The organism is Arthrobacter sp. S39 (assembly GCF_004320525.1).
GTDB lineage: Bacteria > Actinomycetota > Actinomycetes > Actinomycetales > Micrococcaceae > Arthrobacter.
Map to the genome: position 1 here is coordinate 23,760 of NZ_SIHX01000002.1, position 14,925 is coordinate 38,684.

Consider the following 14,925-nt stretch of genomic DNA (forward strand, 5'->3'; position numbering starts at 1 on the left):
GGTAGGCGCGGGGAGCGTTATCCCGGTGGCTCACCGCGCAGTGGAGGCGCAGTGGCATGGCACGGACACCTGAAGAGACTCCCGCAGGTTCGCTGGAACCCGACGCGGATTTCGTCACCTCCTACTATGCCCACGTGGCAGCCGAAGACCTGCACAACTACGACCCCGGAACCCTCCGCGACAGGGCAGCCCACCACCTGGAACTGGCGTCCCGGCGGCATCCCGGAGAGGCCGTCGTCGGGATCCTGAGCGAGCTGGACACCAGCGTGGTGGCGGTGGTCGCCGAAGACCTGCCGTACCTGGTCCAGTCCGTCACGGCGGAACTCACCCGCGAAGACACACCGATCCGCCAACTGGTCCACCCCACCTTCCTGGTCCGCCGCGACCCGGCTTCCCATGCGCTGTTGGAAATCCGCCCGGGCCAGGTGCGGGAAGGGCTCGTTTCCGGCGCCGCCGCTCCTGACGGCGCAATACCGGAGGTCTGGATCGGCATGGAGATGGGGCGGCTCGCCGACGCTGCCGCCGCCAGGGATCTCACGGAAAGGCTGCTGGGGGTCGTGGCGGACGTGCGGGCCGTCGCCCTCGATGAGGCTGCCATCCACGGCAAGCTGGCCGAGGCCGAGGGTGCTGCGGAGCATGCGCCGCCCCAGGCCGTACCGACAGCCCGGCAGCTCCGTGACCTTCTCCGCTGGCTGGCGGAGGGCAACTTCGTGTTCCTGGGTTACAGCCGGCATGAACCGGCGACGGCGGGAGGTCCGGAAAGGCTCGCGGTCCGGGCGGGCTCGGGGCTTGGGCTGCGGCGGCGGCCACGTGCCGCCGTGGCGGACACCGAAGCCGGTCCCGGCCGGGGGGAATCCGTCGTGGCGGAACCCCGGGTCCTGGCACTGGCCACGTCCGACGTGCGGTCCACAGTCCTGCGGGGCGCATACCTGGACGAGATCCGGCTGCAGACCTTCGACCGGGCAGGGAAAGCCGATGGGGAACACCGGTTCCTCGGTCTCTTCACACCCAGCGCCGAGCATCAGTCCGTCCGGCGGATTCCCGTGATCCGGGAAAAGTTGGAGGAAGTCAGGGACCGGCTCGGGGCGGCGCCCGGTTCGCAGCAGGCCAAGGACCTGGTGACCGCCCTGGAGGCAATCCCCCGCGAGGTCCTCTTCCAGATCAGCATCGCTGACCTCGGCCGGCTGGCACGTGAAATCATGCGCGCCGAGCAGCTCCGCCAGACCAGGCTGTTCCTCCGGACCGACACCCTGGGCAGGTTCGTGCTGGCGCTCGTCTTCTTCCCGCGCAGGCGCTACAGCACCGCCGTCCGGCTGCTGATGGAGCAGGAATTCACGCACGCTTTCAACGCGGCCTCCATCGAATTCGAGGTGCGGCTGTCCGAATCCCCGATGGCGCGGATCTTCTTCCGCATCGGGACTGCAGGTACCCCCGCGGACGAATCAGCTTCCGGGGTCCGGGCGGCAGTCGGCGGTCCGGCCGGCGTCGATCCTGCCCAGCTGGAGCGGGACCTGATCGCTGCCACCCGCTCGTGGCCGGAAGGCCTCGACGAACTGATCCGTGACCGCTTCCCGGCAACCGAGGCCGCACGGATCTCCCGGCTGTGGTCCGATGCGTTTCCGCCTGCATACCGGGCGGACTACCGGCTGGAGGACGCGGTCCGGGACATCACCAACTTCGAGGCCTTCGACCTGGACGGCACCGGCGGCCGCCCGTACGGCGATCCGCTCCTGAGGGTGTCCCGGTCTGGCGGCGCCCCGGAGGAGGCCCGCATCCGCCTCTACCTGACGCGTCCGCGCAGCCTGACCCAGATCCTGCCGTTCCTGCACAACCTGGGCCTGGAAGTCCTGGACCAGAGGCCATTCGAGATCCGCCGCGGACTGTCCCATGACCTGTTTCTGTACGACCTGGGCGTGCGGTACCCAGCGGGCGTGGACCCCGAGGCCACGAGCCAGCTGCTGGCCGATGCCTTCCGCGCCGCCATGCGCGGGGATATCGAGTCCGACGCGATCGACGCGCTGGTCATCAGGGAGGGCGTGGAATGGCGGCAGGCGGCCATCCTGCGCAGCTACGCGAAGTACCTCCAGCAGTTGGGAACGACCAATTCCTACGGCTTCATCGCCGACACATTGAAAACCAACGTGCGGGCGACTCACGCCCTTCTCGCCCTGTTCCAGGCAAAGTTCGACCCCGCCCTGGACTCTGCCGCCCGGTTCCGGGAAACGGCCGTGGCGCGCACCGAGGTCCTGGCGGCCATCGAGGCCGTGCCTGTCTTGGATGCCGACCGGCTGCTGCGCACGTTTATGAACCTCGTGGAATCCACCCTCCGCACCAACTACTTCCAGGACAAACCGCACCTGAGCTTCAAGCTGACACCGGCCGCCATCATCAACGCCCCGTTCCCCCGGCCGAAGTATGAGATCTGGGTCTACTCACCCCGGGTTGAAGGGGTCCACCTGCGCTTCGGCGAGCTGGCCCGCGGCGGGCTGCGGTGGTCCGAGCGGAGCGAAGATTTCCGCACGGAGGTCCTGGGCCTGGTCAAGGCGCAGAACCTGAAAAACTCCGTCATCGTCCCCACCGGCGCCAAGGGCGGTTTCTTCCCCAAGCGGCTGCCGGACCCTGCCGTGGACCGTGCGGGCTGGCTGGCGGAGGGGATCGAGTGCTACCGGATTTTCATCCGTGGACTGCTGGACCTCACCGACAACCTCGTGGACTCACCGGCCGGTGAAAAGATCGTGACGCCGCCCCAGGTGGTCCGCCATGACGGGGAGGATTACTACCTGGTAGTGGCGGCTGACAAGGGAACTGCCGCCTTTTCCGATACGGCAAATGCTGTGGCGCATGAGTATGGTTTCTGGCTAGGGGACGCCTTCGCATCAGGAGGCTCCGTGGGTTATGACCACAAAAAGATGGGCATCACGGCCCGCGGGGCCTGGGAGTCCGTGAAGCAGCACTTCCGGGCCTTGGGCATGGATCCGCAGGCGCAGGACCTCACCGTTGCCGGCGTCGGGGACATGAGCGGCGATGTGTTCGGGAACGGCATGCTGCTCTCACGCCACATCCGGTTGGTGGCGGCTTTTGACCACCGCCATATCTTCCTCGATCCCACGCCCGACGCCGAAGCCTCCTTCCGCGAGCGCCAACGGCTTTTTGGCCTGGCCCGCTCGTCCTGGGCGGACTACGATCCGTCACTGATCAGCGAGGGCGGCGGCGTCCACCCCCGGACTGCGAAGGCGATCGGCATCACCGAGCAGGTCCGGGTTTGCCTCGGCCTGCCCGCCGGCACGTCAGCCCTCCCGCCGCACGCCCTGCTCCAGGCCATCCTCCGGGCGCCCGTTGACCTGCTCTACAACGGCGGGATCGGAACCTATATCAAGGCGTCCATCGAACGGCACCAGGACGTGGGCGACAAAGCCAACGACCCCATCAGGATCGACGGCAGCCAGGTGCGCGCCCGGGTCATCGTGGAAGGCGGCAACCTGGGCATTACCCAGCGCGGGCGGATCGAGGCGGCCCTCGGCGGCACGCTGCTGAACACGGACGCGATCGACAACTCGGCGGGCGTGGACTGTTCGGACCACGAGGTCAACATCAAGATCTTTATCGACCGGATGATCGCGGCGGGGCGCATGCCGGTAGCCGAACGCGGCGAGTACCTGCACTCCCTCACGGATGAAGTGTCCCGGCTGGTGCTCGCCAACAACGCGGACCAGAACGTCCTCCTGCTCAACGACCGGCACCTGGTGCTCGAATGGAGTCCCGGGTTCGAGCGGACCATGGACTGGCTCGAGAACGCCTCGGAACTGGACCGCGGCCAGGAAGCGCTCCCCAGCACGGAGCAGCTGCGCGAACGGCTCCGTTCCGGCAAGGGGCTGACCTCGCCGGAGCTGTCCGTCCTTGCCGGCTACGCGAAGATCGAGCTGGCCAAGGAACTGACGTCCAGCGACCTGGCCGATGACCCGTGGTTCAGGGGAACGCTGCGCAGCTACTTCCCGCGCCAGGTATCGGAGCGCTTCGAATCGGAGCTGGACTCGCATCCGCTCCGCCGCCAGATCATCTGCACCGTGGTGGCGAACGACATGATCAACCTCGGCGGAATCACCTTCGCCTTCCGGGCGAAGGAGGAAACCACCGCCACGGCCGCCGCGGTGGCACGGGCATTTGTGGTGGCCCGCGAGGCCTACGACCTGCCCTGGATCATGGAGCGGCTTGCTGCCCTGCCGCCGGATTTCCCCAGCGACCAGGCGGCCGAAGTAGCCATCCACATGCGCCGGGTCCTTGACCGGGCCACCCGCTGGTACGTCACGCACGACCACCGGGACCAGCCCATCGCGGCGGCCCTGGCCAGGATCTTGCCCAGCCTGGAACTGCTCCGCACGCGGACCTCCGATTACCTGCGGGGCTCCGACATCGACCGGGTGCAGGGGCGCCTCTCGCATTGGGACAGCGCTGGACTGCCGCGGGACCTGGGCACACGCGCCTCGGATCTCCTGGAGAGCTTCGGCCTCCTGGACATCTCGCTGGTGTCCGAACAGGTCCAGGAGCCCATCCCCACCATCGCCGACCTCTACTACGCGGTCTTCCAAAGGATCGACGCCGCCGGCCTGCTCCTGCGCATCACGGACCTGCCGCGCCAAAGCCGCTGGGAGACGCTCGCCCGGGCCGCGCTGCGGGACGACGTCTACTCGGCCGTGGCCGACATGACGGTTTCGGTGATGCAGGCAAGTCCGGCGCCCGGGGCGGGCGGACCAGACGCGGTGGAACGCATCGTGGCGTGGGAACGCGGACACCAGGAACAGCTGGCACGGATCAAGGACACCTTTGCCGAGGTGACGGGGCCGGGGCAGGTGGACATCGCGTCCATCTCCGTGGCGCTGAAGCTCCTCCGCACGCTGGTGCGGCAGTAACCGCGCTTCAGACGGGCGCCCCCGCAGATGACCTGCGGCATCACTGACTGTTCTCTGGGCGCTTACGCGAAGGAAACACCGCGGTAACCGTGCCCTCTTAGGCTTATCAGGCATAACCCTTCGGCGAAACGAGGCAGCCATGCAGACCAATCCCCGACTCAACATCAGGCAGGTCACCTGGTCGAACCCCGTGGGTGCCGACCTGCGCAGGGCCCAGCAGGCGGAACTGGACGCCCGCTTTGGCACCCCTGACCACGAACCCGGCCCGCCGCCGTCGTCCGCTGACTGCGCCGTGTTCCTGGTGGCGTACGACAAGGGTTCCGGGCAGCCGGTGGGCTGTGGCGGCCTGAGGCTGCTGGATTCCTCCACGGCGGAAATCAAGCGGCTCTACGTCCTCCCCTACACGCGGGGTTCGGGGGTGGCCAGTTCCATCCTGGCGGCCCTCGAAGCCGAGGCCTACAAACAAGGGATCACGCGGATCAAGGCCGAGGCGGGGTCGGCGCAGCCGGATGGCCGGAACTTCTACGAAAACTCAGGTTTTGAGGGTGTGCCCAACTTCGGCCCGTACATCGGGGTGGCGCATTCCTACTGCTACGCGAAGACCATCGATTCGCACAGCGCCGCGCACACGGCCATGGCCTGACCGGCGGTGCGGCACCAGGCGGGGCGGCGGCCGGCGTCACACTGCGCCGGCCAGTGCGTTCCGCCCGCCGCCGTCGGCTAACCTCACCGTATGGAATCAGCAGACATCACTTTCCGGACGCGCAAATGGGTCCGTCCGGAGGACCTCAACGCCAATGGGACGCTGTTCGGCGGCAGCCTGCTGAAATGGATCGATGAGGAAGCGGCGATCTACGCCATCCTCCAGCTCGGCAACGGCCGCGCGGTGACCAAGTACATCTCCGAAATCAACTTCGTCAGCTCGGCTGTCCAGGGCGACCTGATCGAGATGGGCCTGACCGCCACGCGCTTCGGCCGGACCTCACTGACCATGCGGGCGGAGGTCCGCAACATGATCACGCGCCAGAGCATCCTCACCATCGAGGAAATCGTCTTTGTGAACCTCAGTCCGTCCGGCAAGCCCGAGCCGCACGGCTACACCGAGATCACCTACGACCGGGACCGGATCCCGACGCACCACCTCACCGAGACACTCGCCCAGGACTGACGACGGCGGCACGCACCTTTTGCGGTCAGCCGGCGGAACCGCTGCCGACGGCGGCGCGTGCGTTGCGTCGCCGGGCAACGCTGAGCAGGCGGTCCCGCAGAGGCTGGCCGGCTTCCGCAAACGCGACGCGGCCCAGCGCCGCGGCCGCCAGGCTCAGGGCCTGGGTCCGCAGCCGCCGCTGCCGGTTGTAGGCACGCAGCGCATGGTCTTCGGGCAAGGTGTTGAGGAGGTCGCCCAGCGTCACCGCGTCCACCAACGACTCGCACGCGCCACGGCCGAGGGTCGGGAGCATCGCATGCGCGGCGTCGCCCACCAGGACAGTCCTGCCGCGGACGAACGAACCAAGGTACGGGGTTGTCCAGATGCGCTGCGCCAGGGAGTCCGAGGGAGTGGCGGCGGCCAGCACCTGACGGATGGCCGGCGCGTGCCCGGCGTAGCGCTCCCGTGCCTGTTCCAGGGCTGAGGCCAGGTCGATGCCATAGGGGCCAAGCCCGGACCGGTAGCTGGCGTACCAGAAGAACCCGTCCGGCGACGGAACGATGCCGAACAGGTCGCCACGGCCCCAGTATTCGCCCAAGCGGTCCGGGTCGACCGGGGAAGTCACGGACCCGCGCAAGGCAAAGTATGGGGTCAGCCGGGCGGCGGTGCGGGCACCCCAGGCCTCGCGACGGACCATGCTGTGCACGCCGTCGGCCCCCACCACCAGGCTGCCTTCGGCCGGAAGGTCCTTGACATGGCTGGTAATCCGGCGGACGGTCCCGGGCACGGCGGCATCGAGCAGCCGCAGCAGGTCAATCCGCGAAATACCAAACATCTCCCCGGCGTCGACGGTGACCCACGGCTCACCCCCGGCGTTCCGGACTGACGCGCTGCCAAGCACCGGGCTTGCCGCGCGCGCCTCCTCCAGGACCCCCAGCCGCGCCAGCGCCCGCTGGGCGTTGGGCCACATCCCCAGCGCGGTGCCGACGGTGGGCAGTTCCGGCCGCTTTTCGTCAACGGTCACGTGGAACCGCGCCGGGTCCAGGGTTGCAGCCAGTGCCAGCCCGGCAATTCCTCCGCCAACGATCGAGATCGCTTTCATGGGCGCTATTCTACTACTTTTGTAGTGACTGGGAAGGGGTCAATTACACTGGGCCCATGCCTGACCGCCGGACCCAACTCCTGGACGCCGCCTTGACCGTGGTGGCGGACAAGGGGATGAAAGGCCTCACCCACCGGGCCGTGGACGCCGCGGCGCAGCTGCCCCAGGGAACGACGTCGAACTACTACCGGAACCGCGCCGCCCTCGTCGAAGCGGTGCTGGACCGCCTGGAGCAGCTGGATGGCGCCCTCCTGCAGGACCGGGGGCGGACCGGGCCGCCGAAGGACATTGAGGAGCTGGCAGCCCAACTGGCTGCCATGGCGCTGGCGCTGGCCGGGCAGCACGCGGGTCTCACCCGCGCCCGCCTGGCCCTGTCCCTGGACAAGCCCGGAGCCGTGACTGCCGGCCATTTCCGGCTGATGGGCGGCCTGGAGCAGGCACTGGCCGCTTTAGGCGTGGCGGACGCAGCGGCCCGGGCACGGGACCTGGCCGACTATGGCGACGGCGTGCTGCTGCACCTGCTCACCGTCAGGCGGGACGAGCAGCCGGACCCTGCGGCCATCGCCGCGGCCATCCGGCGGCTGCTGGCACCCTAGAGCCCCTTACCGGGCGCCCGGCCAGCCGGTGTACGCCTCGGCCAGGTAGGCCATGCCGTGCCGGGAGGAGACCACTGAGTTCAGTTCGCCCAGCTGGCGGGCGCGGGAGAAGTCGTCCGCGTCCACGGGCGTGTGCAGCATGGTGGTCATCCAGTAGGAGAACTGCTGGGCTTTCCACACCCGCTCCAGGGCGCGGTCGCTGAAGGTGTCCAGCAGGTGCGTGGAGCCGGAGTTGTAGTAGCTGTCCAGTCCTTCGAAGAGCACCTTGACGTCGTGGATGGCCAGGTTCAGGCCCTTGGCGCCGGTAGGCGGAACAGTGTGCGCGGCGTCGCCGGCCAGGAACAGGTTGCCGTGGCGCATGGGCGTATGCACAAAACTGCGGAACGGCAGGACCATCTTGTCGATGACCGGGCCCTCCTTGAGTTCAAAGCCGTTGCCGTTGACCCGGCTGCGGAACTCGGCCCAGATCCTGTCGTCGTCCCAGTCGGCCACGTTCTCCTTGGGATCGCACTGGAAGTACATCCGCTGCACGGTCTCAGTGCGCTGGCTGATCAGGGCGAAGCCGTTGGCGGAGTTGGCATAGATCAGCTCATCGGCACTGTGCGGGGCCTCGGCCAGGATGCCGAACCAGGCGAACGGGTACTCGTGGAAGTACCACTTCCGGTTGGTTTCGGGGATTTGGAAGCGGCAGTGGCTGCGGGAACCGTCGGCACCCACGACGAATTCGGCCTGAATCTCATATTCCACGCCGTCGGCGTCGGTGAACCAGACCTTCGGCCTGCCTTCGAGGTCGTGGACGGTGGTGTCCGTGACGCTGTAGCGGACGTCGCCGCCGTCGGCCTTCCTGCGGGCGGCGAGGTCCAGGAAGACGTCCGTCTGCGGGTAGAGCCAGACGGACTCCCCCACGAGGTCCTTGAAGTCGATGCGGTGGCTTTCGCCGTTGAACCGCAGCTCGATGCCGTCGTGCCGGTCGCCGTCACGGAGCACGCGGTCCGAGACTCCGCTGTCCACCAGCATGTTGACGGTGCCGTGCTCCAGGATTCCGGCGCGGACTGTTTCGGAGATGTCCTTGTGACTGCGGACCTCGATCACGGTGGAGTCGATGCCGGCTTTGGCGAGCAGGTGGGACAGCATCAGCCCGGCGGGGCCGGCGCCCATGATGGCCACCTGGGTGGTGATGATTTTGCGTGCTGCCATGGCGTGTTCTCGCTTCGTTGCGGGGCCCTCGGTGGTTGTGGGCCTGGTGGGTGAGTCTGGCTATCAGTGTGCAACCGAAGGCGTGACAGGCGTAACACCAATTCCGTTCAGCGGAAGGAGCGTCTAGGCGTCTTCTAGTCACCCAGGCGCCGGGCGATGCCCCGCGCGGCAGTCTGCAGCGCGGGAACCAGCGCTTGCAGACGCATCTCCCGCAAAGGAACCACGACGCCGAGCGCCGCCACGGCGCGCTGCCTTCCGTCCAGGACGGGCACGGCAATGCCCCACGTGTCCGGATCAACCACGCCGGCCAGCTGCGCGAAGCCCTGGAGGGCAGTTTCGCTGAGCAGTCCGCGGACGGCATCCCGCGTTACCTTTCCGGCAGGATCCGAAAACTGGTCGAGGTATTCACCCTGCAGCGTTTTCCCCTGGTGGGCCATCAGGGCGAGCCCGGCGGAGGAAATGTGGACGGGCATTCTTCCTGCCACCCTGGCCCGGTTGGCCACGGACCCGCGGTGGGACAGCCGTTCCACAAAGAGCGCTTCCCAGCCGTCCAGGACGGCCAGGTTCACGTTCTGGTTCAGGACCTGCTGGATGTCCTCCATGAACGGCATCGCGGCCTGCCGGAGCGCCAACGTGGGTGAGTTGCGGTTCACCAGCTCCCAGAGCCGCAGCCCCAGCCGCACGGTTCCGCCCGCCCCGGTCTCCAGGAGGCCGTGGGCGGCCAGCTGCCGGACCAGCCGGTGCGCCGTGGTGAGCGGCAGCCCGGCGCGGGCGGCCAGATCGGAGAGCTGGAGGCTGCTGACCCCCTCGGGGAAGGCGGAGATCACCCGCACCACACGGTCCACCACGGAATCCCCCGAGACTGAATTGGCCATGATCCATCGCTTCCATTGAATGGTGAAACTTGTCCCAGATTACACTCCCCGGTGATACAACTCTCAGTGAGGGTTGCACTGCCGCGCCCGCGGCCCGGGTGCCGCCACGATTTTCCGTCCGACGATGTACCGAGGTTTGCAATGCCAATGACGCCAGTTCAACACCGCTCCAAATGGCCCGTGTGGCTTTGCTGGCTGGCCATGGTCCTTGACGGGTTCGACCTTGTGGTCCTGGGCACCGTCATCCCCACGCTGATCAAAACCCAGGATCTGGGCTTCGACGCTGTGGGCGCCACCTATGCCGCAACGATCTCGCTGGTGGGTGTGGGGATCGGGGCGCTCTTTATCGCTCCGCTGTCCGACCGGTTCGGCCGGCGCCGGCTCCTGGTGGCCTGCGTCCTCTGGTTCTCCATCTTCACCATCGCCGTGGTGTTCGCCCCCAATGTTGCCGTCTTTGGCATTTTCCGCCTGCTGGCCGGGCTGGGCCTGGGCGCCTGCCTGCCCGCGGCGCTTGCCTACATGAACGACTACGCCCCGGCCGGCAACGCCGGCAAGTCCACCACCCGCACGATGACGGGCTACCACGTGGGCGCCGTGGCCACGGCGTTCCTGGCCATCCTCGTGGTGCCGGACTGGCGGATCATGTTTGTGGTGGGCGGACTGGCCGGCTTCGCCCTGGTGCCGTTCCTCTGGTTCAAGCTCCCCGAAACCCTGCCTCCGGTGCACGCACACGCAGTGGCCACGTCTCCCGGGGAAGCGGCGCAGGAACACCCAGCGGAACCCGCCGCCGTCGAACAGCGCGCAAGCTTCCGGGACCTCGCCAAAAAGCCCTACCCGCTGGTGGCCGTGGCCATCGCCGTCGCCTCCTTCATGGGACTCCTGCTCGTGTACGGCCTGAACACCTGGCTGCCGCAACTGATGGCCGCCGCGGGCTACACCGTCAGCACCGGCCTGGTGCTGCTGCTGGTCCTGAACGTTGGCGCCGTAGTTGGCCTGGTGGTGGCCGGCATCCTCGCCGACAAGCACGGCACCAAAAAGATCGTCCTGCTGTGGTTCGGCCTCTCGGCCGTGCTGCTGGCCATCCTCAGCGTCAAGATCCAGAGCGAACTGCTGCTCAACGCCGCAGTGTTCGTCACGGGCGTGTTTGTGTTCAGCTCGCAGGTGCTGGTCTACGCCTGGGTCAGCCAGCTGTTCCCGGCCCGGCTGCGCGCTACCGCCCTGGGCTTCGCGGCCGGCGTGGGCCGGTTCGGCGCCATCATGGGTCCGGCCGTCACCGGGACGCTGGTTGCTGCGGGCATCGCCTACCCGTGGGGGTTCTACGCCTTCGCGGCAGCGGCCGTCATCGCCGTCGTGGCGCTGGTGACCGTCCCCCACACCATCACGCCGGCACCCGCCCGGCCCGCCGCCGTCGGACAGTCCGCGGACCTGCCGGGCGAGTAGCCGGGCGTCACGCCCGCCGGAGCCGCCGCCGGAGGGTGGGCGCCAGCACCACGGCAATGCCGACGGCGGCACCGATGACGGTCTCGATGATGCGGTCCCGGAGCAGGATGGCCGGGGAGGCCGGAACCACCAGCAGGGTGGAAATCAGGGCCAGCGGCGTGATGAAGACCTGCGCCACCAGGTATTGGCGGATGATGAACATTTCGGCGCCGAACTGGCAGAGGGCCATGACCAGCACGGTCTGCCACGGCTCGAGGCCCAGGAGAAGGATTCCGGCCAGGACCACCAGGCCCAGGACCGTGCCGATGATTCTCTGCACGCCACGGCGGACACGGTGCCGCGTGGTGTGCCCTACCAAAGGGACGACCGCGGCCACCATGGCCCAGTAGTTATGGCCGAACCCCAGCCACTGCCCGGCCCACGTGGCCAGGGTTCCGGCCAGCCCGGCAGCCACCAGGTAGCCGGCGCCTTCGAGCCACGCCGCCCGGCGCTCATCGGGGGTGCGGCGAAGCGGGCGCGGCCAGGCCCAGGGCGAGCGGTGGCTGGGCAGCATCCGTGACGAGAAACCGATCAGCAGGCAGAAAGCAGTGACCAGCACGGCCACGAGCATGCCTTCGGCGAGCGGCGGCTGGTTGGGGATGGAGGCGATGGCCGCGAACGCGAAGATGTGGAACAGGGAACCCGCCGGCCGCAGCCGGAACCAGGAGATGGCCACCGAGCAGCCGCCCGCCACCAGTGTGGTGGCCAGGACCAGGAGCCACGTGGTGCCGGACTCATCCATCCCCAGAACCCCGCCGGCACGGGCGGCGAGTGATGCGAGCAGGATGACCAGCAGCATCAGCAGTCCGGCACGGAGCTGCAGTGCAAAGCGCGTGCCGTGCGGTTCGCCGCGGCCGTAGATCCCGGTGAACGCGCCGAAGGACGCGAAGATCGCGAGGTCGAGGCGGCCCAGCAGCACCAGCGTCAGGAGCGGAACAAACACACCTACGGCGCACCGGAGGGCCGGGTGGTGGTCCTTGTCGCCGGGAGCAATGCTGAACATCTCAGCCATCATTTTCACGGGGGTAGGGCGCCTTCCTGCAGTCTGCATCTGACGGGCGGCCGCACTGACGTCCACGTAAATCCTACGTTGCGGTCCGTTCCCACGATCGGAACGGCGGGGCAACACCCCCGAAACAGCACCACGTGATCCTTGAGACATGAAGCCCACCGCAAGCAACCCTGCCGCGGCTGATTTGAGCTGCGAAGTCTGCGGCCTGATGCCGGAACCGACCAAGGCCCGCCTCACTGTGGCGAATATCGCCGTGATGCTTCCCATCGAGCTTCTCGTCCACGCCCTGGTGGTGGGGACTCATCTGCCTTATCTGGCCAAGGTGCTGGTGCTCACCCTCACGGCCACCATCCTGGTGATCTGGGTGGCAGAGCCGTCCGCTGCCCGCGTCCTGCGGGGCTGGCTGCACGCACCCGCCCTGCGCCACCGCAGGAAGCTGGGCAAGGCCCCGTCGCTGTGGCGGGCGCGCACGGTGCTGCAGGACCAGCCGGGCTCGCTGCAGAAAATCACCCGGGCACTGGCCCGCCTGGACACCAACATCCTGAGCATCCACGTCCACCCGGTGGCCGGCGGCGTGCTGGACGAGTTTGTGCTGTCCGCGCCCGGAAACCTCAGCGAGCGCCAGCTGCTGGATGCGCTGCACGACGGCGGCGGCTCCCGCTCGCACGTATGGCCCACCACCGCACTGGCGATGGCAGACGGCCAGACGAAGGCGCTGAGCCTGGCGGCCAGGATCGCCGACGCACCGGACGAGCTTCCGCTGGCGGTGGCCGAACTGCTTCGCGCCCGGATCCTCACCCCGGCGGAGGCGGTCCTGGAAAAGCACGACGCCGGGACGCGCCTGAAAGTCCCCACCGCCTGGCACGGACCGCTCACCTTTGTCCGGCCCGGCGAACCGTTCACGCCCGCCGAGTCAGCACGGGCACACCGGCTCGCGGAGCTCGCCGAAATCCTGGCGCATCGGCCCGCGGCGGCAGCAAAGCGCTAGCCCGGCCAGTCACAATCCGTATTTAAGGCCCGCGCCAGCGCAATTGCAGAAATTCCTTGACAGTGGCGCGGGTCACTTCTACCTTTGATTTTGGGATCCCAAAGCGGGATCCCAAAAATGCAGAATGCTTTTCCGGTGCTCCCCAACGCGCCATCCGAAGGCCCCGCCCTTCAATCCCCGCCCACCCGCGGGCCTTATTTCCCAATCCCGGATCCGTTCCCCATCCGTAACTTCCCCGTGAAGGAGAAGCTGTGTCCATTCCGAACACCGAAACAGCACCCGCTGACGACACCCTGAATCCCGAGACCAGCACCGAACAGCAGAAGGACGGCGTGCAACGGCGCACCACCGTCCGCTGGAAGCTGTTCCTGCTGTTGCTGGTCCTCGTCGCCGTGAACTACATCGACCGCGGCTCCATCTCCGTGGCACTGCCCATCATCCAAAAGGAATTCAATCTCGCCCCGGAACTCGTGGGCCTCCTGTTGTCCGCCTTCTTCTGGACCTACGCCCTGATGCAGATCCCGGTGGGCCTGCTGATCGACAAGTTCGGCCCGCGCAAGGTCATGACAGCCTCGTGCGTCGGCTGGGGCGCCGCAACAGCCGCCTCGGGCCTGGCCGGCGGCTTCCTCAGCATGTTCATCGCCCGCCTCGGCATCGGCGTCACCGAAGCAGGCGTTATGCCCGCCGGCGGCAAGCTCAACGCCATCTGGATGCACAAGTCCGAGCGCGGCCGCGGTGCCACCATCCTGGACGCCGGAGCCCCGCTCGGCGCCGGCCTGGGCGGCATCCTCATCGCCGGGCTCATTGCCTCCACCGGCAGCTGGCGCACCGCCTTCATCATCGCCGGCGCCGCCACCGTCCTCATGGGGCTCGCAGTCTGGTGGTACGTCCGCGACAATCCGCGCCAGCACCGCGGCGTCAACGCCGCCGAGGCCGAGTACATCGAGGCTTCCCACGCCGCCGAGGACGCCGAGGCCGCTGCGGAAGGCTCCAAGGGCAAGCGCGCCCTGCTCCCGTACCTGAGGTTCCGCTCCTTCTGGGCCATGTGCTTCGGCTGGCTGGGCTTCAACGGCGTGTTCTACGGCCTGCTCACGTGGGGTCCGCTCTACCTCGCCCAGGCCAAGGGCTTCGACCTGAAGACCATCGGCTGGTCCACGTTCGTGATCTTCGGCGCCGGCTTCGTCGGCGAAATCCTGGGCGGCCACATCGCCGACAAGTGGCGCAATTCCGGCGCCTCGGCCAACCTGGTCATGCGCACCCTGTTGGGCACCTCAAGCGTTGTGGTCATTGCCGGCCTGGTGGGCGTCACCATCGTGGCGGATCCAACGACGGCGGTGGTGCTGCTGTCCGTAGTCATGTTCTTCCTCCGCTGGGTGGGCCTCTTCTGGAGCATCCCCTCCATCCTGGGCGGCCGGACCAACGCCGGGGTCCTGGGCGGCGCCATGAACTTCAGCGGCAACATCGCCGGTTTCGTCACCCCGATCGTTGTGGGCCTCATTGTCGGGGCCACCGGCTCCTACACGTGGGCGCTGCTGTACTTTGTTGGGTCCGCGATCATCATGGGCGCCTCCGTGCTGACCCTGAACTACAACAAGCGCCTTCCGGTCTAGCCTCTGAACCGG

At 67.8% G+C, this 14,925-nt stretch carries 11 protein-coding genes; 7 read left to right on the forward strand and 4 right to left on the reverse strand.

Going from position 1 to position 14,925, the window contains the following annotated elements:
* Positions 1-56: 56 nt before the first annotated feature.
* The 3 genes from EYS21_RS04070 (at position 57) to EYS21_RS04080 (ending at position 6,075) form a co-directional block, all read left to right on the forward strand.
* Positions 57-4,907 (forward strand): NAD-glutamate dehydrogenase, encoded by a 4,851-nt coding sequence (locus tag EYS21_RS04070; RefSeq protein ID WP_131131937.1) that lies wholly within the window; start codon positions 57-59, stop codon positions 4,905-4,907.
* Positions 4,908-5,046: 139 nt separating this feature from the next.
* Positions 5,047-5,550: a GNAT family N-acetyltransferase gene (locus EYS21_RS04075; protein WP_131131938.1), complete on the forward strand. Its 504-nt coding sequence runs from the start codon at positions 5,047-5,049 to the stop codon at positions 5,548-5,550.
* Between the two features lie 90 nt (positions 5,551-5,640).
* On the forward strand, positions 5,641-6,075 hold the full coding sequence (locus EYS21_RS04080; protein WP_131131939.1) for a hotdog domain-containing protein: 435 nt from the start codon (positions 5,641-5,643) through the stop codon (positions 6,073-6,075).
* 25 nt (positions 6,076-6,100) lie between these two features.
* On the opposite strand, the gene EYS21_RS04085 is transcribed toward EYS21_RS04080, so the two are convergent.
* Positions 6,101-7,156, reverse strand: a complete 1,056-nt coding sequence (locus EYS21_RS04085; RefSeq protein ID WP_131131940.1) for an FAD-dependent monooxygenase — start codon at positions 7,154-7,156, stop codon at positions 6,101-6,103.
* A gap of 56 nt (positions 7,157-7,212) precedes the next feature.
* Between EYS21_RS04085 and EYS21_RS04090 the strand changes: the two genes are divergently transcribed.
* Complete coding sequence (locus EYS21_RS04090; protein WP_131131941.1) at positions 7,213-7,752, forward strand: TetR family transcriptional regulator; 540 nt, start codon at positions 7,213-7,215, stop codon at positions 7,750-7,752.
* A 6-nt stretch (positions 7,753-7,758) separates the two neighbouring features.
* Here the strand turns inward: EYS21_RS04090 and EYS21_RS04095 are convergent, their stop codons facing one another.
* Together EYS21_RS04095 and EYS21_RS04100 are read right to left on the reverse strand one after the other, a co-directional pair.
* Positions 7,759-8,949, reverse strand: coding sequence for a 4-hydroxybenzoate 3-monooxygenase (locus tag EYS21_RS04095; protein WP_131131942.1), 1,191 nt, complete (start codon positions 8,947-8,949; stop codon positions 7,759-7,761).
* Positions 8,950-9,083: 134 nt separating this feature from the next.
* Positions 9,084-9,824, reverse strand: a complete 741-nt coding sequence (locus EYS21_RS04100; protein WP_131131943.1) for an IclR family transcriptional regulator — start codon at positions 9,822-9,824, stop codon at positions 9,084-9,086.
* Between the two features lie 141 nt (positions 9,825-9,965).
* On the opposite strand from EYS21_RS04100, the gene EYS21_RS04105 reads away from it, so the two are divergent.
* Positions 9,966-11,264, forward strand: a complete 1,299-nt coding sequence (locus tag EYS21_RS04105) for an aromatic acid/H+ symport family MFS transporter (protein ID WP_242633283.1) — start codon at positions 9,966-9,968, stop codon at positions 11,262-11,264.
* A 7-nt stretch (positions 11,265-11,271) separates the two neighbouring features.
* Here EYS21_RS04105 and EYS21_RS04110 read toward each other — a convergent pair whose 3' ends face one another.
* The gene (locus EYS21_RS04110; RefSeq protein ID WP_131131944.1) at positions 11,272-12,324 is read right to left on the reverse strand and encodes an FUSC family protein; all 1,053 of its coding nucleotides are present in this window, start codon (positions 12,322-12,324) and stop codon (positions 11,272-11,274) included.
* 139 nt (positions 12,325-12,463) lie between these two features.
* Here EYS21_RS04110 and EYS21_RS04115 point away from each other — a divergent pair, with 139 nt between their 5' ends.
* Together EYS21_RS04115 and EYS21_RS04120 are read left to right on the forward strand one after the other, a co-directional pair.
* Positions 12,464-13,303, forward strand: a complete 840-nt coding sequence (locus EYS21_RS04115; RefSeq protein ID WP_131131945.1) for an ACT domain-containing protein — start codon at positions 12,464-12,466, stop codon at positions 13,301-13,303.
* A 251-nt stretch (positions 13,304-13,554) separates the two neighbouring features.
* Positions 13,555-14,913: an MFS transporter gene (locus tag EYS21_RS04120; protein WP_131131946.1), complete on the forward strand. Its 1,359-nt coding sequence runs from the start codon at positions 13,555-13,557 to the stop codon at positions 14,911-14,913.
* Positions 14,914-14,925 lie beyond the last annotated feature (12 nt).